The 24871-nt window shown below is 61.9% G+C and carries 25 protein-coding genes; 11 read left to right on the top strand and 14 right to left on the bottom strand.

Annotation, left to right across the window (positions count from 1 at the left end):
* Positions 1–249 precede the first annotated feature (249 nt).
* A complete protein-coding gene (locus J3P73_RS12310; protein WP_130691767.1) occupies positions 250–2622 on the top strand; it encodes an alpha-amylase family glycosyl hydrolase in 2373 nt (790 codons plus the stop codon).
* 14 nt (positions 2623–2636) lie between these two features.
* Here the strand turns inward: J3P73_RS12310 and J3P73_RS12315 are convergent, their stop codons facing one another.
* Both J3P73_RS12315 and J3P73_RS12320 read right to left on the bottom strand, forming a co-directional pair.
* Positions 2637–2825 (bottom strand): hypothetical protein, encoded by a 189-nt coding sequence (locus tag J3P73_RS12315; RefSeq protein WP_003539671.1) that lies wholly within the window; start codon positions 2823–2825, stop codon positions 2637–2639.
* Between the two features lie 249 nt (positions 2826–3074).
* Positions 3075–3377 carry a hypothetical protein gene (locus tag J3P73_RS12320; protein WP_245002729.1) on the bottom strand — a complete coding sequence of 101 codons (303 nt, stop codon included), beginning with the start codon at positions 3375–3377 and terminating at the stop codon, positions 3075–3077.
* A gap of 152 nt (positions 3378–3529) precedes the next feature.
* Between J3P73_RS12320 and J3P73_RS12325 the strand changes: the two genes are divergently transcribed.
* The 6 genes from J3P73_RS12325 (at position 3530) to J3P73_RS12350 (ending at position 9197) form a co-directional block, all read left to right on the top strand.
* A complete protein-coding gene (locus J3P73_RS12325; protein WP_130661591.1) occupies positions 3530–3925 on the top strand; it encodes a hypothetical protein in 396 nt (131 codons plus the stop codon).
* A 219-nt stretch (positions 3926–4144) separates the two neighbouring features.
* Entirely contained in the window at positions 4145–4975 is an 831-nt protein-coding gene (locus tag J3P73_RS12330; protein WP_130691077.1) for a metallophosphoesterase family protein, read from the top strand.
* Entirely contained in the window at positions 4972–6156 is a 1185-nt protein-coding gene (locus J3P73_RS12335) for an ABC transporter ATP-binding protein (RefSeq protein ID WP_130691769.1), read from the top strand. The genes J3P73_RS12330 and J3P73_RS12335 overlap by 4 nt, the downstream gene beginning before the upstream one ends.
* Entirely contained in the window at positions 6149–7072 is a 924-nt protein-coding gene (locus J3P73_RS12340; protein ID WP_130691081.1) for a carbohydrate ABC transporter permease, read from the top strand. Before J3P73_RS12335 ends, J3P73_RS12340 begins: the two co-directional genes overlap by 8 nt.
* On the top strand, positions 7069–7905 hold the full coding sequence (locus J3P73_RS12345) for a carbohydrate ABC transporter permease (RefSeq protein ID WP_130691083.1): 837 nt from the start codon (positions 7069–7071) through the stop codon (positions 7903–7905). Before J3P73_RS12340 ends, J3P73_RS12345 begins: the two co-directional genes overlap by 4 nt.
* 26 nt (positions 7906–7931) lie before the next feature.
* Complete coding sequence (locus J3P73_RS12350) at positions 7932–9197, top strand: ABC transporter substrate-binding protein (RefSeq protein ID WP_130771511.1); 1266 nt, start codon at positions 7932–7934, stop codon at positions 9195–9197.
* Positions 9198–9268: 71 nt separating this feature from the next.
* On the opposite strand, the gene J3P73_RS12355 is transcribed toward J3P73_RS12350, so the two are convergent.
* Positions 9269–10249 carry a substrate-binding domain-containing protein gene (locus tag J3P73_RS12355; RefSeq protein ID WP_130691773.1) on the bottom strand — a complete coding sequence of 327 codons (981 nt, stop codon included), beginning with the start codon at positions 10247–10249 and terminating at the stop codon, positions 9269–9271.
* 300 nt (positions 10250–10549) lie between these two features.
* Between J3P73_RS12355 and J3P73_RS12360 the strand changes: the two genes are divergently transcribed.
* Entirely contained in the window at positions 10550–13396 is a 2847-nt protein-coding gene (locus J3P73_RS12360; protein ID WP_197726859.1) for a M16 family metallopeptidase, read from the top strand.
* Positions 13397–13410: 14 nt separating this feature from the next.
* Here the strand turns inward: J3P73_RS12360 and J3P73_RS12365 are convergent, their stop codons facing one another.
* The 3 genes from J3P73_RS12365 to J3P73_RS12375 form a co-directional block, all read right to left on the bottom strand.
* Positions 13411–14091 carry a GNAT family N-acetyltransferase gene (locus tag J3P73_RS12365; protein WP_024322004.1) on the bottom strand — a complete coding sequence of 227 codons (681 nt, stop codon included), beginning with the start codon at positions 14089–14091 and terminating at the stop codon, positions 13411–13413.
* Positions 14088–14579, bottom strand: coding sequence for a MarR family winged helix-turn-helix transcriptional regulator (locus J3P73_RS12370; protein WP_024322005.1), 492 nt, complete (start codon positions 14577–14579; stop codon positions 14088–14090). The genes J3P73_RS12365 and J3P73_RS12370 overlap by 4 nt, the downstream gene beginning before the upstream one ends.
* A 115-nt stretch (positions 14580–14694) precedes the next feature.
* Positions 14695–15861: an MFS transporter gene (locus J3P73_RS12375; RefSeq protein ID WP_018069544.1), complete on the bottom strand. Its 1167-nt coding sequence runs from the start codon at positions 15859–15861 to the stop codon at positions 14695–14697.
* Positions 15862–16076: 215 nt separating this feature from the next.
* Here J3P73_RS12375 and J3P73_RS12380 point away from each other — a divergent pair, with 215 nt between their 5' ends.
* From J3P73_RS12380 to J3P73_RS12390, 3 genes are all read left to right on the top strand, one after another.
* Entirely contained in the window at positions 16077–16988 is a 912-nt protein-coding gene (locus J3P73_RS12380; protein ID WP_130689631.1) for an agmatinase, read from the top strand.
* A 168-nt stretch (positions 16989–17156) separates the two neighbouring features.
* Complete coding sequence (locus J3P73_RS12385) at positions 17157–18665, top strand: winged helix-turn-helix domain-containing tetratricopeptide repeat protein (RefSeq protein ID WP_130691779.1); 1509 nt, start codon at positions 17157–17159, stop codon at positions 18663–18665.
* 140 nt (positions 18666–18805) lie between these two features.
* Entirely contained in the window at positions 18806–19174 is a 369-nt protein-coding gene (locus tag J3P73_RS12390; RefSeq protein WP_024322008.1) for a hypothetical protein, read from the top strand.
* Between the two features lie 31 nt (positions 19175–19205).
* Here the strand turns inward: J3P73_RS12390 and J3P73_RS12395 are convergent, their stop codons facing one another.
* The 8 genes from J3P73_RS12395 to J3P73_RS12425 form a co-directional block, all read right to left on the bottom strand.
* Positions 19206–19667, bottom strand: a complete 462-nt coding sequence (locus tag J3P73_RS12395) for a DUF411 domain-containing protein (protein WP_018069539.1) — start codon at positions 19665–19667, stop codon at positions 19206–19208.
* 56 nt (positions 19668–19723) lie between these two features.
* A complete protein-coding gene (locus tag J3P73_RS12400; protein WP_018069538.1) occupies positions 19724–20011 on the bottom strand; it encodes a copper-binding protein in 288 nt (95 codons plus the stop codon).
* A 23-nt stretch (positions 20012–20034) separates the two neighbouring features.
* Positions 20035–20514, bottom strand: coding sequence for a cupredoxin domain-containing protein (locus tag J3P73_RS12405; protein ID WP_018069537.1), 480 nt, complete (start codon positions 20512–20514; stop codon positions 20035–20037).
* A gap of 34 nt (positions 20515–20548) precedes the next feature.
* Entirely contained in the window at positions 20549–21895 is a 1347-nt protein-coding gene (locus J3P73_RS12410) for a multicopper oxidase family protein (protein WP_024322010.1), read from the bottom strand.
* 13 nt (positions 21896–21908) lie between these two features.
* The gene (locus tag J3P73_RS12415; RefSeq protein WP_130691781.1) at positions 21909–23375 is read right to left on the bottom strand and encodes a TolC family protein; all 1467 of its coding nucleotides are present in this window, start codon (positions 23373–23375) and stop codon (positions 21909–21911) included.
* Positions 23372–23599 (bottom strand): hypothetical protein, encoded by a 228-nt coding sequence (locus tag J3P73_RS37540; protein ID WP_018494615.1) that lies wholly within the window; start codon positions 23597–23599, stop codon positions 23372–23374. The genes J3P73_RS12415 and J3P73_RS37540 overlap by 4 nt, the downstream gene beginning before the upstream one ends.
* Positions 23600–23693: 94 nt before the next feature.
* Positions 23694–24101, bottom strand: coding sequence for a hypothetical protein (locus J3P73_RS12420; protein WP_197726828.1), 408 nt, complete (start codon positions 24099–24101; stop codon positions 23694–23696).
* Positions 24102–24326: 225 nt separating this feature from the next.
* Positions 24327–24830: a cytochrome b gene (locus J3P73_RS12425; RefSeq protein WP_130691783.1), complete on the bottom strand. Its 504-nt coding sequence runs from the start codon at positions 24828–24830 to the stop codon at positions 24327–24329.
* Positions 24831–24871: the final 41 nt, after the last annotated feature.

Genomic DNA, 24871 nt, shown 5'->3' on the forward strand with positions numbered 1-24871 from the left:
CGGTTTACGAGGGAAGTGGCAATGGGAAAGAATCCCCATTTGTGGCTGCCAATTCGATTTAATACACGAGGAGGATCGTGCGGCGATGACTCGTTATCCATGATATATTGTTGCGAATGTGGCTCAATTCGAATTGTATTTATTATGTAATCTTCGCTTGCATTTTTTCGTTCGGGCGGCTGATCATGCGCGAGTGGGACGGCCCATAGGCAGAGTCTGGAGAAATCCGACATGGTTTTGGAGGATCCGATGACCGTCAATGTTCAATTCCGGTTTCGCTGCGGCTTGCCCTCCATGGCGTTCGACAATGTCCGTCTCCGCGGCAGTTGGGACGAACAAGGCCGCCCCTCGAATGATTGGACGTCTCACCCGATGCAGCGCTCTCGTGACGAGGATGGCTATGATGTCTTTGTCATCAGGGTTCCCTTTCCCGATGACGAGATCGGCGCGCATTTTCGCTGGGGGATCGAACTCGATCGACCCGGCGCTTCCGGCCTATGGGCAATCGCCGCCGAAGTGGACGACGAGAATTCGACGCGTCGCGAACGCTCCTTCGATCTCCAGCAGGGGATAGCGCCGCAGACCTATTATCTGACATGGATCGGCCGTCTGGGGGCGAACCGGGTTGAAAGGCGCAACAGTGCAGACGGCATTCGCTTTTCGGTCTGGGCGCCGAATGCCAGGGACGTCTCGCTCGTGCTCGCCGATCCCGCCATTGGCTATATCGCCGATGACGGGACCGGAACGGTCGCAACCATCAGGATGCGCAGGACCGTTGATGGCTTCTGGAGCGTTGAAACCAGCGAGGACCACGGCCTTTCCGACTTCGACAGCATGGTCGGCACGCCCTATATGTACCGCGTCACCAGGGATGATGGATCGCTCGCCTACCGCACCGATATCTGGTCCCTCATGCAGATCGGCGCGGGAGACTTCGATCCCGATGGAGCGATCTATCACGGATCGCCGGCGGCATTGGACGGACCGCAAAGCTGTTCGGTCGTCTGCGACCCGAAGCGGGTGGTGCTCCCGTCCGGGCAGGAGCTTGCCGCCGAGGCGTTCTGGGCCGACGAATTCGCCGGCGGTCGAAAGCTTCCGGATCGGCTCGAGGATCTGGTGATCTATGAACTGCACGTCGGCGCCCTCGGTTTCGGCAAGGCCGCGCCCGGCACGCTTGATGATGCCATCGTCTTCGTCGAGCATCTCTCGGCACTCGGCGTCAACGCCGTGGAATTGCTGCCGATTGCGGAATTCGAGACCCGGGCCAACTGGGGTTACGGCACGTCGCATTTCTTTGCCGCCGACCAGGGGGCCGGCGGCACCGACCGGCTGAAGATGTTCGTCAAGGTCTGCCACCAGCGCGGCATCGCCGTCATCCTCGATGTCTGTTACAACCACTTCGATCCGGATGGCGAGCGGGCGCAATGGGCCTATGATTCCAACGATCACACCCGCAATATCTACTATTGGTACGAGGGACGTCCCGAGGACTATGCCGATCCCAGGGGCGGCTACATCGACAACATTTCGACGGGATGGGCGCCTCGCTTCGATGAGGAAGCCGTGCGACAGCTTTTCATCTCGAGCGCTGCATTCCTCGTCTCCATCTGCCATATCGATGGTTTCCGGCTCGATCAGACAAGTTCGATCCATCAATATCCGGTCCTGCATGCCGATGGCCGGCGCGCCGATCGGGCCGCTGCCTTCGGGGCCAAGTTTCTGAAGCAGTGGACCCGCACGATGCGGCTGATCAAGCCGCAGCTTTTCCTGACGGCCGAGGATTATTCGGACTGGTCGGCGATGACGGAGCCGAGCCTGACCGGCGACGGGCTCGGCTTCGATGCCACCTGGTATGGCGATTTTCATCACAACCTCGTCGAATATCACGGCGGCGCACAGGCACAGCTGTTGAAGAATGCCGGTTTCGGGGACAAGCGGGCGCTGACCATGTCGTCTCTTGCCGGCGCATTGCAGACGAGCGCGCGATCCAAGGTGGTCTACAACCAGTCGCATGACGATTGCGGCAATCGTGAAGGATCGGCACGAACCGCGGTTATCGCGGTCAATTTCGCGCCTGTTGTCGGCGAGACCAGGGCGTGGGCAGAGGCGAGGTCCCGATTCGCGGCGGCGATGACGCTGCTATCACCGGGGACGCCGATGTTTTTCATGGGCGAGGAAATCGGCGCACAGAAGCCCTATCGCTACAATGATTTCCTCGAGAACCGGGAGAATATTCTCGGCGAAGCTGATGGCAGCGGGGCAGGGATGATCAGCTGTTATCGCGATCTGATCGCGCTCAGCGTCCATCAGGATGCCATTCGATCCCGCAACATCGCCATTCCCCTGGTTCATGACGAAAATCGGGTGATCGCGTTTCATCGATGGAATGACGGCGAGGATTTCCTCGTCGTGGGGTCGCTGAACGACGCTCCCTTCGAACACGGCTATCGGCTGCACAGCGAACGTCTGGGAGATGATCTCTGGGAGGAGATCTTCAATACCGATGCTCACGCATATGGCGGCTGGAACGTCGGCAACGGCGGCGGAAGAATCAGAGCAACGGCGGGAGTGCTCGATGCCGTGCTGCCGGCATCAGGCGTTCTGGTCTTTCGCAGTCTCTGACGCATACGGAACGGTCAGGCAAAGCCGAGCGGCAGATTTTCCACTTTTCTGTCATTGCCGTAGTCGCGCTCGTGCGGCGAGCGACGACGGCCATCGCGGCGAGCGGAAAGATCGATGCGGTTTTCGGCGAAGATCCCATCGGGCCAGGTGCCGGTGTCATGGCAATCGGCGTCGATCTTGGGGGCAAGGATTTTCAGGATCATCAGGGTTCCTCCACGGCGCACCATCAACACTCGGAAAGGCCGTCTGGTTCCGTTTATAAACCCTGAATTATTAATAAATTAACCATAAGGCTTAAGGACAAGGTGTCGTCGCCGCATCTATCCCGTCATTCTCGCAAGGGGGACATTAAAGCATGTCGCGCAAAAGTGTGCCGCGGTTTTGCGCTAACGACATGCTTAAAAACAAAGACCTAAAGCGCAAGGAGCGAATCTGAAAGATTGCGACGCGCTTTAGTGGATGATTGACGACGAGGACATCGACGCCAGCATCCCCTCGGTCGCCCGGATCAGCCGCGCTGCGCGCCCCATCACCTCGGCTCCGGCCTCCGTCTCGGCAATCGTGGTTGCCATACTGTCCAGTCCGTCCGCCACCTGGATCAGCTTCGGCAGCATATCTGCGCGTCCTACCGCCTCGGTCGATCTGGCGAGCTTACGCAGCGCCTCCGAATAGCTCGATATCAAAGCGAGTTTCTGGTCTGCGGGAATATTGGAGAAGGAGAATTTCTCAGAAGGCGATAGCGGCAATTTCGGCATGGATACGACCTGTTGACCTGCCTGTGAACTCGCATAGGCGTTTTTTGTTCCGAGCTGGGTCATTGTCCCAAGGGCGTGTCGCCTAGCGTTGGCATTGCAGTGGAACTCCGGACCTGGATGGCCGTTGAGGTGCATGAACACAGGAGGTTTCCATGCAGTTGATCGATACTCGGGTGACACAAGCCGGCGACATCTTCACTGTCGAATTCTTGGGCGAGAGAGGAGAATCGATTTCCGTGAAAATCGACAACTCCCATGGCGAACTCGACGATAAGACGGCGGTCCACCACGCCAAGGTCATGATGGTTCAGCTGACCGCCTTTGCCGGCGGGGAAGCAGACGGCAGCATCAACCGTTACGATGCCTTGAGCAACGGCAATTTCGACGAAGGCAGCAAGGGCTTGATCGGCCAGCCGAGCGCGCGTTCGGCCGGCGACAGGCAAACGCTGGAAGAGGAACTCGATGAAGGCCTCGAGGACAGCTTTCCTGCAAGCGATCCTGTCTCGGCAACGGTATCGTCCATTCCCGCAAACGCGCCACGGCACTGATTGCAACACAATGTTGCAAGAGCCCGCGTGTTCTTAATTCCAAACACAGCCCAAGGCTCCTCCGGTTTCCGCGAGCAGCCTTGGTCTGCATGACAGATTGATGTCAAAACTGAGAAACAGCTGAAAACCTCAGCTGTGTGATTGACATGGGAGCCTTCTAGAGAGGGCACGAGAAGGGAGCGCCCGTGACGCGCTGCCGAGGTCTCGGAGACGCGCCCCATGAAAATCATTCAGATCACCGACACCCATTTCAGTCCCGCCAAGCCGCATTTCAACGGCAACTGGGCGCCGCTTCTGACGTGGATCGAAGAGACCGGCGCAGACCTGATCGTCCATACCGGCGATCTCACCGTCGATGGCGCCGACAAGGACGCGGATATCACCTTCTCGATGGACCTGATGCGTCAGGTGTCGATCCCGATGCTGATCGTCCCCGGCAATCACGATGTCGGCCACCTCAAGGGATCGGACCAGCCCATTAATGCCGAGCGGCTGTCCCGCTGGCGCAGCCTTGCCGGCGACGACCGCTGGCTGGAGGATGCGGCCGGTTGGCGCTTCATCGGATTGAACTCATTGCTTCTCGGTCATGAGGATGACGAGGAGGAGGCGCAGTTCGAATGGCTTCACCAGGCGCTCTCCGACAGGGCAGGGCAGCGCGTGGCGCTGTTCGCGCACAAGCCGCTATTCGTCGATGCACCCGACGAAGGCGATACCGGATATTGGAGCGTTCGCCCGGCCCAGCGCCGGCGGCTCTATGATCTGATCGCGGCTCATGACGTGGCGCTGTTTGCGAGCGGCCATCTCCACTGGGCCTGGCAGGGGCGCTTCGGCAATACCCAACTGATATGGGGTCCGTCGGCCGCCTTCATCATCGACAAGATGGAGCGCGAGATGCCGGGCGAGCGCCTGATCGGCGCGGTCGTCCACGAGTTCGATACTGGTGTCGAAAGCACGATCGTCGCCGTTCCCGGCATGACCGCGCATGTGCTCGACGATGTCGTCCACGAAGTCTACCCCCAGGCGGTCAAGCCGCGGGAACCGGTCGAATGAGCGCGCTCTCGCTTCGCGGCATCACCAAAGCGTTCGGCGGCAACCAGATCCTTGATGGCGTCAGCCTGGATGTCGCCGCCGGTGAATTCATCGCGCTGGTCGGCCCCTCCGGCTGCGGCAAGAGCACCCTGTTGCGCGTCCTTGCCGGCCTCGACCATGCCGACCAAGGCGAGATCCTGATCGGCGGGCTGGATATGTTCGGCGTTGCGGCCGCCGACCGCAACATCGCCATGGTCTTTCAGTCCTACGCACTCTATCCGCATCTGACGGCCTCTGAGAATATCGCCGTGCCCTTGGCGATGCGCCGGCTGTCGAGGATGCAGCGGTTGCCCTTCATCGGGTCGTTGATGCCGGGCCAGCGCGCCACCCGCAGGGCGATCGCCCGCGACGTCAGGGATATGGCGACATCGCTGAAGATCGATCACCTGCTCGACCGCAAGCCCGGCCAGATGTCGGGCGGCCAGCGTCAGCGCGTGGCGCTGGCCCGCGCCATGGTGCGCCAGCCGAGCATCTTCCTGATGGACGAACCGCTTTCCAACCTCGACGCCAACCTGCGCGTCCACGCCCGCGGCGAGATCGTCGACCTGCATCGCCGCGCCGGTGTGCCGACACTCTATGTGACCCATGACCAGGCGGAAGCGCTGTCGATGGCGGACCGTGTCGCCGTGATGATGGGCGGAAAGCTGCTGCAGATCGCCAGCCCTGAGGTCATCTACGACGATCCCGCCCATATCGAAGTCGCCCGCTTCATCGGCCAGCCGCGCATCAATCTGCTGCCGGCCTTTGCCGAAGGCGGCGTCATTCTCTGCGGCGGCCTGCGCCTGATGCTTGAAAACGCACCCGACAGGAAGACGCCGGTCACGCTCGCCATTCGCCCGGAATTCGTCTTTCTTTCCAAGAGCCGGCATGACGGCCTTGCCGCCCGGATCGAACGCGTCGAATTCCTGGGCTCCGAGGTCATCCTCCATTGCCGGCTCGAGGCGATCGGCGAGACTATCGTCGCCAAGGTTCAACCCTCCGAAGCCTCCGGCCTTGCGGCCGGCGATCCGGTCGGGTTGCGGCTTTCGCCCGGCCGCACGCTGATCTTTGCCGAGGACGGCACCCGGCTGGCCGGCAGCGTTGCAACAGGCGATGCCGGGCTGATTGCGGGCGACTCTCAATGGGAGAGGGCGCATGGCTAGCATCATCTCCATGGCCATGCCGCAGGATGCCACCGTGGCGCATCGGCGCAGCGAGGCCCGCATCGCCTGGATGCTGGTGATGCCGGCGATGATCCTGCTGTTTCTCTTCGTGCTTTTGCCGGTTGTATCAGTCATCGTGCTCGGCTTTACCGATTTCGAACTCGGCTACGGCAAGTTTCGTTTCGTCGGCTTCGAGAATTACGCGCACCTGATCACCGACCGGACGTTTCGCAAATCGCTGTGGAATACGACAGTCTATACCGCGATCGTCGCACCCATTTCGATCCTTCTCGGCCTTGGCATCGCCATGCTGATCGAGAGCGAGACGAAGGCGCGCAGCTTCTTCCGTACCGCCTATTTCCTGCCGGTCGCCTCGCTGATCGTCGCCATGGCGACCGTCTGGCAATATATGTTCCACCCCACAATCGGCCCAATCAATGCGCTGCTCGCCCTCGTCGGGCTTCCCGGTCCGAACTGGCTGGGCAGCTCCGGCACCGTGCTTTACAGCCTCTCGATCATCGGCGTCTGGCAATCGGCCGGCTTCAACATGGTGCTGTTCCTCGCCGGACTGACGGCGATCCCGCGCGAGCTTTACGCCGCCGCCGAAGTGGATGGGGCCAGATCCTCCCTCGACCGCTTCCTGCTGGTTACCTGGCCGATGCTCGGACCGACGACGCTCTTCGTCATCACCATCAGCATCACCAATTCAGTCAAGGTCTTCGAGACTGTGAAGACGCTGACCGAGGGCGGCCCGAACAAGGCGTCGGAAGTGCTGCTCTTCACGATCTACCAGGAAGGCTTCGTCTATCTGCGCGTCGGTTATGCCTCGGCGATGACGGTGGTCTTCCTGCTGATCCTGGTGGTGCTGATGTTCCTGCAGTACCGCGTCCTCGATCGCCGGGTGCATTACACATGATGTTCAACGCTTTTTCCCTCGGCAGGATCATCCGCCTGACCCTGCTTTCCCTCGGCGCGATCATCTTCCTGTCGCCCTACGTCTTCATGATCTCGACGGCGGGCAAGGCGCAAAGCGACATCTTCACCTCGTCGCTGTCGCTGATCCCGGCGCACTTCACCTATGCCGAGAATTTCGCCAAGGCTTTGAGCCGGGTACCGATGGCGCGGCTGTTGTGGAACGGCGTCGTCGTCTGCGGGCTGATTTTCTTCTTCCAGGTGCTGGTGGCGATCCCTTGCGCCTACGCCATGGCAAAGCTGCGCTTCGGCGCCGCCCGCGCCATGATGGTGCTGGTGATGCTCGGGCTTCTGGTGCCGATCCATGCGACCGCGCTGCCGCTCTATGTCGCCTTCGACCGCGCCGCGCTGCTCAACAGCTATGCCGCACTTGTCGCGCCCTTCACCATTTCGGTCTTCGCGATCTTCATGTTCCTGCAGTTCTTCCGCGCCATGCCGGATGATCTGATCCATGCCGCGCGTCTCGACGGCATGTCGGAACTCGGCATCGTCGCCCGCGTCATCGTGCCGAATGCCTGGCCGGCGGTTACCGCCTTCGCCATCTTCTCGGTCGTCGCCCATTGGAACGATCTCTACTGGCCGCTGATCGTCATCAGCAAGCAGGACTATGCCACACCACCGCTCGGTCTGATGTATTTCCGCGCCGCCGAGGCCGGCGACGACTACGGCGCGCTGATGGCGGCGACCCTCATCATTACCCTTCCCCTCGTCATCGCCTTCCTGCTTGCGCAGAAGCGCTTCGTCGAGGGCATCACCATGACCGGTCTCAAAGGCTGACCGGTTTCAACCCAGGAGAACGAGCGATGAAACATATCACCCAGCTTCTCGCCGCAGCGGCCGTATCGATGGCAATCGCGCTTCCCGCGCATGCCGAGACGACGCTGACGGTTCACTACCCGATGCCGGGCTTCTTCAAGGACGTGATGGACACGATCTCGAAGAAGTTCATGGAAGAAAATCCCGATATCAAGATCCAGTTCGCCAGCCCGTCGGCGACCTACGAAGAAGGCATCCAGACGATCCTTCGGCAGGTCGGCACCAGCGAAATGCCCGATATCACCTTCATCGGCCTCAACCGCCTGCGCATGCTCGACGAACGCGACGTCGCCGTCAACCTCGGTCCGCTCGTCCAGAAGGACGGCAACATGGCCGAGCAGGGCTTTTCCGACACGATCCTCAAGCTCGCCCAGGTCAAGGGCAAGCAGGTGGGCCTCGCTTTCGCGACCTCCAACCCGATCATGTATTACAACGCCGATCTCGTGAAGGCGGCCGGCGGCGACCCTGAAAATCCGCCGAAGACCTGGGACGAGGTCATCGCGCTCGGCGGCAAGATCAAGGCGCTCGGCAATGGCGTCGATGGCATCGATTTCCGCTGGCAGGGTGACGACTGGATGTTTTCGGCACTGCTCTTCGGCGCCGGCGGCAAGATGCTGAGCGACGACGAAAGCAAGGTCGCCTTCAACGGCCCGGAAGGCCAGAAGGCCGTCGGGGTCCTGCATCGCCTGGTTACCGAAGGCGGCATGCCCGTCTTCACCAAGGCCGCCGGCGAACAGGCTTTCGCAGCCGGCAAGGTCGGTTTCGAGTTCCAGACAACAGGCGCGCTGCGCAACACGATCAAGAATGTCGGCAACAAGTTCGATCTGCGCACCGCCAAGATCCCGCTGATCGATCCGGCGAACGGACATCTGCCGACCGGCGGCAACGCCGTCGTCATCCTGACGCATGATGGCGCCAAGCAGGATGCCGCCTGGAAGTTCGCCAAATTCGCCGCCGGTCCCTATGGCGCCTCCGTCGTCGTGCCCGGCACCGGTTATGTCCCGAACAACGAGCTTGCCGCGAAATCGGCCGACTATCTCGGCGATTTCTACAAGCAGAACCCGCTGTTCCAGGCAGGTCTCAGCCAGATGCCGGTGATGATCCCGTGGTATGCCTTCCCCGGCTCGAACGGCGTCAAGGTTACGCAGACGATCGTCGACAACCTCTCGCGCATCGTCGATCAGTCGGCCGAACCGAAGGAAGCGCTCGACGACGCAGCCGCTGACGTCGAAGACATGCTGCCGCGCAGCTGATCACCTTCCTCATCGAGGAAAGGGCAGGGCCGCCACGCCGAGCGTGTGGCGGCCTTCTTGTTTTGCAAGCATCAGATGGCGCGCACCGTGCCGCCGCGTCGCAGCGTATAGGCGACGTCGAGATGGCGGGCGGGCGCGGCATTCTCCGCCATGTCGAGCAGCAGCGAGGCAGCCGTCGCGCCCATGCTCGCATTCGGCATTTCGATGGTCGTCAGCGGTGGATCGATCAGCCGGCCGATGGCGATGCCGTCGAAGCCGGCGACCGAAACATCCCCAGGCACCGACAGCCCCTCGCGCTTCAGTGCACCGATGACGCCGAGCGCCAGCAGATCGTTGGAGGCGATGATCGCCGTTGGCGCCAGCGAAGTCATCGTGACGCCAAGATCGAGCTGGTCATAGCCGCTGACAAAGGGGATCTGCACGGCATCGAAGGGTGTCAGCCCGTTCTCGGCCATGGCGTCGCGATAACCACGGTAGCGAAGGTGGGCGCGGTCGGAGGCGGCGAAATTGCCGGAGAGAAACAGAATGCGGCGATGGCCCATGCCGATCAGGAAGGTCGTGATCTCCCGGCCGGCGCCGCGATTGTCGGCGGTAACGGCCGCCGGAAACTGCGCTGTCGGCAAGTTGTTGAGCAGCACGGTCGGCGGGAGCTTCGCAAGCAGCGCCTCGCTGGTCGAGGGATCGCAGACCGTGAGGATCAGCCCGGTCGGCCGGTCGTTCAGGAGGGCTGCGACCGCATCGGCCTCGCGCGCCGGATCGTAATTCGACTGAGCGATCAGGACGCCGTGGCCGGCCACCAGCATGCGGTTCTGAATGCTCGACAACGACGAGGCGAAGACCGGATTGGTGATGCTCGGGATCAGCACGCCGACCACGGGCCTGCGCCCGAGCCGCCCGGCAAACAGGCCGGCCGGGCGATAGCCGAGTTCTGCGGCCGCACGGCGCACCTTGCGCACCATCAGATCGCTGGCCGGTCCGTTGCGGTTGAGAACGCGGCTTGCGGTCGCCAGCGAGCATCCTGCCCTGAACGCGACCTGCTCCAATGTCGCCATCGAAAACGCCTCCTGGTGACAGCATCGAGGCGTAATCCCTTAGGCGGATTCGATGACATTGGTCTGACACCCAGAGCATGATGCCGAAAAGTGTGAGCGGTTTTCGGACGACATCATGCTCTACTCTTTAATTGAGAACAGGATTCAGATTTTAGGCCGACCGGGCCTAAAATCATCCTGTTCTAGGCAGAGTTATCTACTTCTTGTTCATTACAAACATGGACGTTGCTGGGAAATGCAACCTGTGGAATAGTCGGATTGACACCATCTGCCCTCTTCATTCTCATCACCTGGACAAGCATGTCTCACAAGAAAATGGAATGCTCCACGGCGTGGTTGTTTCTTGCGGCGGTCTCGCTTGTCGCAAACTTCACGTCGCCAGCTTATGCGGACGGCCCGTCCGTGTCTTGGCCACAAACGCAAAGCGACATGCAAGCCGAGTCCGATGTGCATTTTGGCACGCTCGCCAACGGTATGCGGTTTGCGATCATGCGCAATGTCACGCCGCCCGGACAGGCAGCGATCCGCTTTCGCATTGGCTCCGGTTCGCTCGATGAAAACGACGACCAGCAGGGCCTGGCGCATGTTCTCGAGCACATGGCCTTCAAGGGTTCGACACATGTCGCCGAAGGGGAGATGATCCGTATCTTGCAGCGCAAGGGCTTGGCCTTTGGACCGGACACCAACGCGCATACCTCTTATGACGAGACCGTCTATGCGCTCGATCTGCCCGAGGTCGATGCAGACACAATTTTGACGGGCCTGATGCTGATGCGAGAAACGGCGAGCGAGTTGACCCTCGAGGCCGGCGCCTTCGATCGCGAACGCGGCGTCATCCTGTCGGAAGAGCGGCTGCGCGACACGCCGCAGTATCGCGCGTCACTCGGAATCATGAATTCGCTGCTCGCCGGCCAGCGCGCGACCATGCGCGCGCCGATCGGTAAAGCCGACATCATCAGCAATGCGCCCGTGGACCTCGTCCGTGATTATTACCGGGCCAATTACCGACCCGATCGGGCAACGCTGATAGTGGTGGGCGATATCGACCCCGCCGCCATGGAAGTCGAAATCCGGCAGCGCTTCGGCGACTGGAAGGCCGTGGGTCCGGCGCCGACAAAAGCGGGTCTTGGCGCGCTTGTGACGAAGGGCGAAAGCGCCGAGGTCATCGTCGTTCCCGGCGGCATGACCAGCATACAGATCGCCTGGACGCGTCCCTATGACCCCGCGCCTGACACCTTCGCCAAGCGCCGCGCTGAGCTTATTGAGGATCTCGGTTTCCTGGTGCTCAAACGTCGGGTGAGCGCCATCGCCAGCAAGGCGGATGCCCCTTTCATCGGTGCAGACGTCGGCTCCCAGGATCTCCTCGATTCCGCCCATGTCGTCCTGATCGCGGCGAATTCGGAGCCGGACAAATGGCAGGCGGCGCTCACGGCGATTGACCAGGAACAGCGCCGGATCCAGGAGTTCGGCGTTGCGCAGGCGGAGATCGATCGCGAAATCCGCGAATATCGCTCGGCCCTGCAGGCTGCTGCGGCCGGAGCCGCGACGCGGATGACCACCGACATTGCTTCCATGCTGGCTCGAAGCGTCGATGACGATCAAGTCTTCACCTCGCCCGCCGAAGACCTCTCGATGTTCGAGACGATGACGAACGGCGTCAAGGCGGACGAGGTCAATCGGGCCTTGCAGCGTGCTTTCTCCGGCAACGGTCCGCAGGTCGTGCTACAGGCGGACCAATCACCTGAGGGTGGAGCCGACACGGTTCGGCAAGTCTATGACGCTTCAAAGGCCATTGCCGCCTCGGCACCATCCGGTGCAACTGACGTCGCCTGGCCCTACACCCATTTCGGCGAACCGGGCGCTGTGGTCGAACGCCGTGCGGTTGAAGATCTCGGCTTGACCATGGTGCGCTTTTCCAACGGTGTACGGCTTACCGTCAAGCCAACCAGGCTGCGTGCCAACGAAGTGCTGGTGCGCGAAGATATCGGCCGCGGTCGGCTGGACCTGCCGCACGACCGTTCCGCCGCGATCTGGGCATCTCCGGCCGTCGTGCTGTCTGGCGTAAAGGCCATGGATTACCAGGATATACAGAAAGCGCTGACGGCCAACATTGTCGGCGTCGACTTCTCGGTCGGCGACAGTTCCTTCAGGTTCGACGGTCGTACACGGACTGAAGATCTTGCGACGCAGCTGCAGCTGATGAGCGCATACACCTCCGATCCCGCCTATCGCCCCGAGGCGTTCAAGCGTGTGCAGCAGGCCTATTTGAGCGGCCTCGATCAGTATGACGCGTCGCCCGGCGGCGTTTTCAGCCGCGATTTCGCAGGTCTTGTGCATTCCGGCGACCCGCGCTGGACCTTCCCCGACCGCGCGCAGTTGTCCGCCGCCAAACCAGACGAATTCGAGGCGCTGTTCCGACCCATGGTTTCCAATGGCCCGATCGACATCACCATCGTCGGCGACGTAACCGTGGATGACGCAATCCGGCTGACGGCTGAAACCTTTGGGGCTTTGCCGCCGCGCCCGGAGACGGCGTCGAGCAACGATCGGGACGACGTGCATTTTCCGGCAACGACCGAGAAACCCGTTTTACAGACCCATAGCGGTAGGGCCGATAATGCCGCTGCCGCCGTAGGGGCCTCCATCGGCGATTTGCTCTCCGATCTGCCGCGGTCCTTCACCGCCAATATTGCCACCCAGATTTTCCAAAACAGGTTGATCGACCAGTTTCGCATTGCAGAGGGAGCAAGCTATGCCCTGCAGGGCGATGTTGAGCTTTCAAGGGAAGTTCCCGGCTACGGCTACGCATATTTCTACGTCGAGACCGACCCGGCAAAGGTTGCGCGCTTCTATGCACTTGTCGACGAGACCGCCAATGATCTGCGGTCGCATGACGTTTCCGAAGACGAGCTCGCGCGCGCCCGGGAACCCATCATCGAGACATTGAAGCATCAGCAGCAGAGCAACGAATATTGGATCGCATATCTGCACCACGCCCAAGAGGACTCGCGTCGTTTGGACCGGATACGCGATAGTCTCAGCGGCTACGGCAAGGTCACCGCCGGGGATATCCGCGCGTTTGCCACGGCCTATTTCAGCCCCGAAAAATTCTGGAAATTCGAAGTGCTGCCGGTGGCGGTACGATAGGTGGTGAGCACCGCTCAGGACCGGCGTTTGACCACGCGCATGTTCATCTCCGACCGAAGCGCGAAGCCGTGTGTCTTGTAAAGCGAAATGGCGGATGTGTTCGCCGCATAGGCATGCAGATAGGCCGTGTCGCCGCTGGATGCGATCTCGCCGGCAACGAAACGGAAGAGCAGGGTGCCGAGGCCGCGTCCCTGGAAATCGGGATGGGTGCAAAGGCCGCTGAGCTCGATGAAGCCTGTTTGCCGCATCCGCTGCCCGGCCATCGCCACCAGGCGGCCTTCACTCTTGATACCCCAGAAGCTGCCGAGGCTCTGGGCTCGCAACGTGAACGGCCCGGGTTTGGTCAGTGTCGCCAATGCCAGCATGTCGGCGGCATCGGCCTCGGTGAGCGGCTGGATGCGGGTATCCGAAAGCCTCTCATGGGGCCGCTCGGCTACCATCTGGACCAGCGATGCTTCCGTGACAATGGCGAGACCCGGTGGAATGGCGATCGGACCTGATTCGACGAGGATCATGCTCTCCGCCTGCGAAGGCAGGTTCTCCAGGGCGTCGAGGCTCTCCGGCGTGTCGTCGGCGGACGCCGCGAAGGGCACGATGGAGACTGGGTATCGCCGCGCGGACTTGCCGCCTTCGGCAAGATCGGCATGCGCGGTCTCCAATGCGCTCCAGATCGGCCGGTCGAGGATATGTTTCATGGTGTTTCCCCCTTGGCAGGGCTGCGGCGCGCAAGCGGCGCCGCCGCAAGCCCATCTTCGATGGCGGCCAGCTGTTCGAGGATCGGTCCGTCGAGATCGCCGCAGAGATCGGCAACGGCGGCGGCGATGCGCGGCCAGATCACCTTCTTTGAATGATCGATGAGGTCCTGTCCCTTGTCGGTCAGCGAGACCAGTCTGCGACGCTGATCATCCGGTGCCGGCTGCATGTCGACGTAACCGAGTTCGAGAAGCTGGCCGGTGGTCCGCGTTGCGCCGGGCTGGGTGATGCCCACCGCCTGCGCGAGCTCGCCGATCGTCAGCGGTCCGGCCCGGTCGATCGCCGCAAGGAATGGATATTGGCCCGCCTGGATGCTGAGACCGGCCTCGTCGATGACCTGCTGCGTATCGGCCTGCAGCCTCTCTCCGATGCGCCGCAGCCGGCTGCCCATGCACAGAAATCCCAGCGTCCGGACCACATCCTCGACCATGCCGACTCCTCATTTGTATTGGATGTTATATAACGTGTTATAGATTAAATGGCAATTCTTCAAAGGTGGTCGGCAGATGAGGTCAGGGGAAGGGCGGCACGAGCAAATGTCTCGATCAGCCCCGCCATTTCCTAACCGTCAGAAACACCGCCAGCATGCAGCTGAGCAGGCCAAGGGACAATGGCAAACCCTGATGTCCGATCAGTTGCATCGCCAGTCCTGTCGCGGGCGAGCCGACGATGCCGCCGATGCCCCATACCAAGGCGAAGGCCGCGTTACCGGCGATTAGGGCTTGACCGGTGAAACGCTCGCCGAGCTGAATCAGCGACAGGGTGTAGATCCCGAACGAGACCCCGCCCCAGACGAAAACCAGCGGCCAGATAAGCCACGTGGTGAAGACCGGCGGCAGCAGCAGGCAACAGGCCAGGCAAGCCAAGACGCAGAATAACATCGTCCGCGTCGAGCCGAGCCGTTCGGCGATGCGCCCGAGCAAAATCTGCAGCACGGCATTGCCGGCGATGAAGCAGGTGATGAGCGAGGCGATGTGCTCTTCGGCGCTGCCGAGCGCTGCGCCATAGACCGCGAATAGGGAAAGCAGGATCTGCTCGAAGGCGGCAGCCGTGAAAACCGCCAACAACAGCAGCGGCGCCAGTGGGAAGAAACTGCCGACCGATGTTGCCTCGCCTTCATCAGGCATGCCGGGCAGACGAGGGGCGACGGCAAGCACGATCAGGCCGCAGAAAAGGAAGGCCGTCATACCAATCATGAAGGGCGGCCAACCCTCGGCGCCGGTAAGGCCAAGCGACAGTGGGCCGATGGCGAACCCACCCGAAACGATCGATGAATAGAGGCCCATGATACGGCCCCGGCGTGACGCCGGCGTGAGCGAGATCAGCCAGGTCTCGCTGATCACGTAAAGCGGATTGGCGAAGAAGCCGAGCAGGAAGCGCAGCAGCATCCAGGCCCATACGTCTTGCATCCAGGCAATTGCAAACAGGGTGAGGGCGGCCAGGATCGAACACAGGATCGCAAGCCGCCCTCCGCCGACACGCCGCGAAAGCACCGGAATGAACGACGCTGATATAATGAAACCCAGCGGCGTCATCGCCGCCGACAAGCCGATCAGGCCCGATGTCGTTCCCTGCCGCTCTAGGATGAAACTCAGCAGCGGATAGGTCAGCCCCTGTGCCACGGCGAACACCGTGACGGTCGCGATGATACCCGCCATTGCTGCCCAGGGGATCCGATCCACGCGCGGTGATGTGATGCTTTCGGCAGTCATGCAGATGTCCTCGTCAGACCGTATGGTTGGTGGTCCGGGTAAGCCTCAACGTCAAGGAGGATGAATTCTGCAGGAGGCGGGGAGCGTCGTACTTAAGTTTTTCCAAAAAGTTCTCAAAAACGTCCAAAGGGACTAAACAGGTCAGCATCAAATTTTGCCCCGACCGCAAGCCATCACCACCAAAACTCCGCCGGACATCATCAGGATCATCTGGAATGACCGCTTCACCTTCCTTTCTCGGCCTTCCCGCTCACCTTGCCGATGGGCGTTCGCCCCGTGTGGTGATCTTCGCAGCCGCTCACGGCAGCACCTATCCCGGCAAGGACAGCAGCGGCTATGCCCTGGCCGCTCATACGATCCGCGCTGCGAGCCAGGAAGATGCCGGGCTCGTCGAGCACTGGGATTTCGATCTCGGCGGCCCGCTGTTCGGTGGCGGGCCGGTCTCCTGCATCGACGCCGGCGACATTCCAACCACCCTGCATGACAATGCCGGCAACCGTGCCCGGATCGAGGCGAAGACGCGCGATGTCCTGTCAATGCCCGCCGTACCGATCCTAGTCGGCGGCGATTGTTCCGTGACCATTCCCTTCCTCGCCGGCTTTGCGGATCACGGGCCGGTCTGGATCCTGCAGATCGACGCCCATATCGACTGGCGCGACGAGGTGCATGGCGAGCGCCACGGCTATTCGAGCCCGATGCGTCGGGCGAGCGAGATGCCGCATGTCGCCGGCATGGTCCAGGTCGGCCTCCGCAGCGTCGGCAGCGCACGCCTCGCCGACATCGAAGCGGCGCGGGCCCACGGCAGCCGCTTCGTGACCGCCCGCGAGATTCATGCCGAGGGGGCCGAAGCAGCTCTCCGGCATATTCCGGAAGGAGCGCGGGTCGTCGTCACCCTCGACTGCGACAGCCTCGATCCCAGCATCATGCCGGGCGTGGTGGCGCGTACGCCCGGCGGCCTCACCTACACTGAGGTGATCGACCTGATCGCGGGCCTCGGCAGGCGGGCCAGAATCGCAGGATTCGACCTTGTCGAGCTCTATCCTCCTGCCGACATTGACGGCCTGTCGGCCCTGACCGCCGCACGCCTTCTGGTCAATGCGGTCGGCGCCATCGTCCGGCAAGATTGAAACCCTGCTTCCTCTGGCAGCAAGCAGTGCATGATGCGATGCGTTTTCGCTTCTAGGCGACCTTGCCCAGACGAGGCTCCGTCCCGGCCAGTAGCCACCCCTCGATGCCACGCGGCCTAAGCGGACGAACAGTTCCATCCAAGCTTTAAAGACTCTAGGATGCGCCTCATGCAGGGAACGCGTTTTGCCTTTGGACCATTCGTGCTTGATCCGGCTGCGGGAACGCTTCTTCGGAACGACGATCCCGTTGCCGTTGGCCACCGCGGGGTAAAGCTGCTTGCCGCACTCGTCGGGCGGCCCGGCGAAATCCTTGGCAAGGCCGAGTTGATGGATGCGGCGTGGCCGGGCAGGGCGGTCGAGGAAGGCAACCTCACCGTCCAGATCGCGCAGCTGCGCAAGCTGCTCGGTCCGGCCGGCGACGGCGGCGAATGGATCTCCACGGTGCCGCGCGTCGGCTACCGCTTCACAGGGGCCATCAACCAGCTTGGCGGCGTGAGGCGAAAAGCTTTGCCGCTGCCTGACAAACCATCGATAGCAGTGCTGCCCTTCGTGAATATAAGCAACGATCCCGAGCAGGAATCCTTCGCGGACGGGCTGACCGAAGACCTGATCACCGACCTTTCCAGGATGCCGGGCCTGTTCGTGATCGCCCGCAACTCGGCCTTCGCCTACAAGGGGAAGGCGAGGGATGTACGCGAGATCGCCGAGGAACTCGGCGTGCGCTACCTGCTGCAGGGCAGCGCAAGACGCGTCGAGGCGCGCGTGCGCATCAACGCTCAGCTGGTCGATGCGGCAAGTGGCGATCATCTATGGGCGGAACGCTTCGATCGCAGCCTGGACGATATCTTTGTTGTTCAGGATGAGGTGACGGCCAAGATCATCGAGGCGCTGCTCGGCCGGCTGCGCGCACCGCCGCCGCGAAACCGGCCCAAAAATCTCGAGGCTTACGATCTCTGCGTGCGGGCGCGCAAGCTGATGGATGACACGCCGCAGGCGGCGCGGGAAGCGCATCTGATGCTGACGCGCGCGATTTCGCTCGATCCCGACTATGCCGAGGCCTATCGCTGGCTTGCCATGAACCACTGGATGGGAGAGGTGCATTCAGCCGGACCAACGCAACCCACCCGAAGCCTTGCTTTGGAGCTGGCGCGCAAGGCCGTCGCGATCGACCCCAACGACGCCGGCTGTCGCTGGGTCCTGGCTTACCTGCTGGCCTATGAGCGCAGCTTTGCCGAGGCGGATGCGGGATTCGCCAAGGCGATCGAGCTTGACCCGAACGAGGCCGACACCTTTGCGGCATTATCAGACATCACGGTCCTGGCCGGGCGGGTCGGGGAGGGCCTCGAGCATATCGCCAAGGCCTTCCGGCTGAACCCGTTTCCGGCAAGTTGGTACTATCTGACGCTCGGGCAGGCGCAATATGCCGCCGGCCAATACGAAGCCGCTGTCGAGACGCTGCGCAGCGACGAGACCTATCGCACGAGCTCACGCCGTTTCCTGGCGGCAAGCCTTGCCCAGCTCGGCCGGCTCGACGAGGCGCGCGCCGAGGTCGAACTGTTCCTTGTTGCCAACCCGCGTTTTTCAACCCCCCACTGGGCTGCGACCGAGCCATTCCGCGATGCTCGGACGCTTGCGCATTTCGTCGATGGCTACCGCAAGGCCGGTCTTCCCGAGTAGCACCGGCACGCCTCAAAGACGGCGGGCCGGTCGTCTCCCGCGTCATCGATACCGGAAGACCTGCCCGCGGAGGCTCTGCATCGTCGCAGAGCCTCCGCGGATATGATAAGATCAGGATGCATTGACCACGGGAGGGGAAAATGCGCCGAGTCCTTCTGTCTCTGATCCTTTGCGTGCAGTCCGTATCCATGTCGGCGGCGTCTGGGCATGTCGTCTTCCACACCGCTTCGTTCGGCGGCAGCCGCTCGGTCAGTCTCGGTCTGGCGGGGGGCGGGCCCGCCCGCGATCCCGCCTTTGATTTCGACGTCGTCATCACACTCTCGGAATTCGACGGTGGCGGGACAGTGATCTATCGGGACGGAGGAAGACACGAGGCGAGCGTGCGCTGCGTTTCGCCCGCCATGGTGCGGATCAATTCCGCCGACTATACGGTTGACGTGTCGGCGCGGTCGGGAACCGACTGGAAGCATGATCTCTGGGCAGCGCTCTGCACTGCTCCAGTTTCCTGAGCGGCATCTCGGCCTTGATTGATCGAGGGCATCAGGCCTTCCGGGGACGAACCTCCATGAATACGTATGGCGCGCCGGTTCCCGAGGGGACCGCATACACCGCATAGGACGCCTGCGGATCGTCGCCCATTCCCAAGGAGCCAGGTGGCATGCCCGGCACGGCCAGCCCTCGGACTGGCGGCCGCTCCTGCAACAGGCGTCGGACGGCCTCGAGCGGCACGTGTCCCTCGAGGTAGTATTTCTCGATGACGGCGGTGTGGCATCCCTGCACGTCAGCCGGCACGCCCAACCGCGCCTTGAGCGCTGCAAGGTCGTCGGTGTCGCGGGCGTCGACCGAAAATCCCGCTGCCGCCATTGCCTTCGACCATTCATGACAGCAGCCGCAGCTGGGATCCTTGTAGACCGTCATCTTCGCCGGCGCGGCGGCGTGTGCCCCTCTGCCAAAGAACGCCAGGGCGGATGCCGCCATTGTAATGAAGCTTCTCCTGTACATCGTCTCCACTCCTTGATGTCCTGCCGCCCGGATCGGGGCCGGGCGGCAGGAGCCCACTATTTTACTTCAGTGACGGTCAGCTTGCCATTCACGCGTTCGGCGACGAACTCGATGTTCGAGCCTTCCTTCAGTCTTTCGAGCAGAGCCGAGTCTTCGATCCGGAAGACCATTGTCATCGCAGGCATGTCGAGGTTCTTCAGATCCTCATGCTTGATGGTGACCTTCTTCGCCTTGGCGTCTACCTTGTTGACGACACCCTTGGTGAATTCCTGGGCGAAAGCACCGAAGGCCGCGCTGGCAGAGAGCAGGGCGGCTAGGCTGATTTTGATTATGGCAGTTTTCACGTTCGTGGCTCCTTTTTTGCGGATTATTTCCCAGCGACGGTGACGTCGCCGTGCATGCCGGCTTCGTAGTGGCCGGGGATCAGGCAGGCGAACTTGAACTCGCCGTCGGTGGTGAACTTCCAGACGATCTCGCCGGATTGACCGGCCGGAAGGCGGATGGAATTGGCATCGGCATGTTCCATCTCGGGGAACTTCTCCATGACCTTCTTGTGCTCCAGAATCTTGTCCTCCTGATCGAGCACAAATTCGTGGTCGACGGTTCCGGCATTCTTGATCGCGATCTTGACTGTCTGCCCCTTGCGGACATTGAAGACGGCAGGGGTGAATATCATCCTCCCGTCTTCGGTTTCCTTCATCGTGACGCGGACCGTCTGCGTCGCCTTGGCCCTGTCGCCGGGTTCTCCAACAGCCATTTTTTCACCGTGGCCGCCGGCGTGATTGCCGGAAGCCAGGGCAGGGGTTGCGAGGGCGAACAGCGCCAGTGCCATTACAAAGTTCTTCATGCGTAGATCCTTTTTGACGTGGGAGTTTTAGGCCTCAGCCGTTTGTCGGCTTCGGCGTGATTTGCGTCTTCGCGTCTTTGGTCCTGGTCGCGTCCGGTAGTTCGCCGGTCCACTCCCAGGCCTGTGTTCCCGGTGGGTTTTCGTACCAGCCGGGATCGGAGTAGTCGTCCGCCGAGATGCCCTCGCGGACCTTCACGACCGAGAACATGCCGCCCATTTCGATCGGACCATGCGGCCCCCAGCCGGTCATCATGGGAACCGTGTTCTCGGGGATGGGCATTTCCATTTCGCCCATGTCGGCCATGCCTTTGGTGCCCATGGGCATGTATTCCGGCTGCAGCTTCCTGATCTTCTCGGCGACCTTCGACTTGTCCGCACCGATGAAGGTCGGGATGTCGTGACCCATGGCGTTCATCGTATGGTGCGACTTGTGGCAGTGGATCGCCCAGTCGCCGAGGTACTTGGCATCGAACTCGTAGGCACGCATCGCGCCGACCGGGATGTCGATGCTGACCTCCGGCCACCGCGCTTCCGGCCGCACCCAGCCGCCGTCGGTACATGTCACTTCGAAATCGTAGCCGTGCATGTGGATCGGATGGTTCGTCATGGTGAGGTTGCCGACCCGTACCCGCACCCTGTCGTCCCTGGAAACGACCAGCGGGCTGATGTCCGGAAACACGCGGCTGTTCCAGCACCACATGTTGAAATCGGTCATCTCCATGATCCGCGGTACATAGGAGCCGGGATCGATGTCGTAGGCGTTGAGCAGGAAGACGAAGTCGCGGTCGACGCGCATGAACGTCGGATCCTTGGGATGGACGACGAAGAAGCCCATCATGCCCATGGCCATCTGCACCATCTCGTCGGAATGCGGGTGGTACATGAAGGTGCCGGATTTCACGAGGCCGAACTCGTAGACGTAGGTCTTGCCGACCGGAATGTGCGGCTGCGTCAGCCCGCCGACGCCGTCCATGCCCGATGGCACGAGCATCCCGTGCCAGTGGATGGTGGTGTGCTCCGGCAGCTTGTTCGTCACGAAGATGCGGACGCGGTCGCCTTCGACCGCCTCGATGGTCGGCCCCGGAGACTGTCCGTTGTAGCCCCAGAGATAGGCGGTCATGCCGTCTGCCATCTCGCGCTCGACTGGTTCGGCGACGAGGTGAAACTCCTTGACGCCGTTGTTCATCCTGTGGGGCAGGGTCCAGCCATTGAGGGTGACCACCGGCTGATAGTCCGGACCGGAGGCCGGGTGGAGTGGCGGCTGCATGTCCGCCGATTCCACTGTCGGTGCGTCGGGCAGGCCCATCGCCGACGTCTTCGTCCAGGCGGCTGCGGTGAGCAGAGTGGCGCTGGCTCCAAAAAGTTGTCGTCTGTTGAACATGGTGTGTCCTTTCTCAATGACCGCCGCCAGCGCTGCTTTCGGAAGCAGCGGCGACCTCGGTCTCTGCCGACGCCTTCGTCGCGCCGCCGCCGTAGATCGCAGGCGCGAGGTTGGCTTCGGCCAGCCAGAAGTCGCGCTTTGCGTTGACGGAGAGCAGGATGGAGTTGATCTTGTCACGGGTGTCGGTGAGCAGCTCGAAGGTGTTCGAGATCATGCCGTTGTAGGTCAGCAGGGATTCTTCCTCGACCTTGGTGCGCAGCGGTACGACGTCGTTGCGGTAGTGCCGCGCGATATCGTAGTTCGAGCGGTAGGCTTGGTATGCCGATCTCGCCTCCGACCGGACATTGACGGCCTTCTCCGCCAGCAGATTCGCCGCCCGCATGTATGCCACTTCAGCCTTGCGCATCCGGGCCTTGCCCGTATCGAAGATCGGGATTGCGAACTCCAGTTCGACTTGAGCGGTCGTCCTGGTCTTTTTCTCGTCGTCCTCGATTTCCCGTTCCGTTTCGAAGCCCGTCAGGATTTCGAGGTCGGTGACATGGCGCGTTGCTTCGGTCAGGCCATACGATCTGGCAGTGGCTTCGAGTTCGAGCTTTGCGACCTGGAGGTCTATCCGATTTCGGAGTGCTTCGGCCTCGATGGTGTCTCGCCTGACGACGGACTTGGGTAGCGGCGGCAGGCCGTTGGGAACCTGGTAGTCCAGGTCAGTGCCCCAGAGGCCCATCAGCCGCGTCAACTCCTCCTTGGCGAGACGGGCCGCCAGCCGGGCCTTCGCTGTCTCTCCGGCGAGTTCAGCAACGAACACATGTTCGCGGGCCTGGGTGCCCTTGGTCATCGCACCGGTCTCGCCCAGCTTCTCCGCGAGCTCGGAAGCGGCGTCCGCCGCCTCCTGCGCGCGCTGCAGATGCCCGACGTTCTCCCAGGCCGCGACCGCGCCGATCCAGGCCCGCCGGGTGTCGGCGGCGACCTGAAGCGTCTTCACGGCCGCGGTCAGTTGCGACTGCCGAAAGCGAGTGTCGGCGATCGCGATATCCCTGTTCCTCGTGGCGAGCGCCAGGATGTTCGTCGTGATCATTCCCTCGATCGTCTTGAACGCCCCCAGCTCCGGCGTCCCCATGCCGGTCGTGCCGATGGAGACGGTCGGGTTGAGGAACATCGTCGACTGCCAGGCGTCAGCGGCGCTGTCGCCAAGATCGGCGTAGGCGGCCTGCAGACCCTTGTTGTTGAGCAGCGCGATCTGGACGGATGTTTCGACGTCGAGGGTCTTCCTTCGTGCGAGCAGACTTCTCACCTGCGCGGCCGCCGACCGGGCTTGGTTCTGGTTCTGGATCCGGACGGTCTCTTTCGCCGTGACAGTGGCGGTCTTGTTGAAAACGGCGGTGAAGCCCGCTTCCTTGCTGGAATAGTCGGCGTCCGTGGCGCAGCCGCTCAACACCAGCGGGAATATCAGCGCCACCATTGTTCTTCTAGGCTCGATCATGAGGCGTCTCCATTCGCTGGAGACTGCAGATCGTTCTGTCTACGCCATGGCTTGGGATCGACGGGCTGCCTGGTGACGTAGCCCGAGATCGGCGACCGGTATGCGGCCGGGCGCGCGGACGGCTGTTCGACCGCTGCGGGGGACGCCACCACGTCGGGAGGAAGCGTGGATGCGCAGCTGCCGACAAGAAGCGGCAGCCCCACCACGAAGAGCGAGGGTTTCATTATGAAATTTCCGAATAAGAGATAGCCTACGGTGCGCCCGCCCGAATGCAGGGCAGGCGACCGACTGGACCCGATCGAGCGGGCGCGTCTCTATTCAGATATTGGGGGGACGGTGGAGAGGTGGAAGTTCCCCAAGGGTCGTCCGGTCGTCAATAAATTCCCGAATGGAATTCACGATGGGTCCGCCGGCGTCGGGACCTTCACAAATGATGCCAAGCCCGCCGCAGAAATCCTTGCAGCATTCCTGCTTGACCAGCTTCGATACGCCATCGGCATCATTGGAAGTGTCGCCATGCGAGTGGTCGTGACGGGCCGTCTGCGCCGTGTCGTGGCCCTCGTGGGACGGTGTCAGGTCCGAGGCGACGACGTCCAGCTTGGGAAACGAGGAGCCGTGCATCGCGGCGTTGGCATTCGACAGCGAGTACCCCACTAGTGATACGATGATCACCAGCCGCATCATCAGGAGCAGCTTGCTCAATATGATTCGGTACATCTTGCCCATTACCCAACGAGCTACATGCAAAGCAGCTCGATTTCAATTGCCGACCTCTTTGTCCTCGATGTTCGGGTCCTTTATGTGGCGAACATCACGCAAGGCAGCCGGAATTGGTTCGATCGGAAGGTGAGGAGAGGGGCGAGGGCGGTGACGATATTGCCGATGCAGTCGGGGCCGGCGCTGGTTTCCAGTCAGCGAGGAGGCGCTCCAACATCCGTCCCTTTGGCCACTTTACAGATTGTCGGCTGACCGCTTCCGGCGCGGCAGCAGCATCCGGTCGACCGTCTCGTCACGGACGACGAGCGTGTGCCAGATCGCCGCGGCGAGATGCAGCGCGACCATCGCCAGGATGATCCTCGACCCGACAACGTGGTACGGCGCAATCCCGAACCAGAAGTAGCTCGCGACGAATCCCATGCAGGCCTGTCCGATGATTGCGGCGTAGAAGGCGTGATGAAGCGTCGCGGCGGCTCGCCCGGTCCATGTGCCGGGCGCGCCGGTCTCGGGCGGGTGAAGGACACGAAGAACCAGGCGTACGCCCATCAACAGGCCGATCGCCATTCCCGCATAGTTGTGGAGCTGGTGTTGGACGACGTCCCAAGGCGATGGCGTCATCCCCATGTGGACGGCGTGGTGGATTCTCCCGATGCTGCCACCCGTCAGATACTGGACTGGCACCATGAGGGCGATCAGCCAGTGAAGCCCTATCTGGGCCAGCGAATAGCCACCTTTCATCAATCCTCTCCCAGCGAGAGCCGCAGACTAATCGGCGGCGG

The organism is Rhizobium ruizarguesonis (genome assembly GCF_017357285.1).
Lineage (GTDB): Bacteria > Pseudomonadota > Alphaproteobacteria > Rhizobiales > Rhizobiaceae > Rhizobium > Rhizobium ruizarguesonis.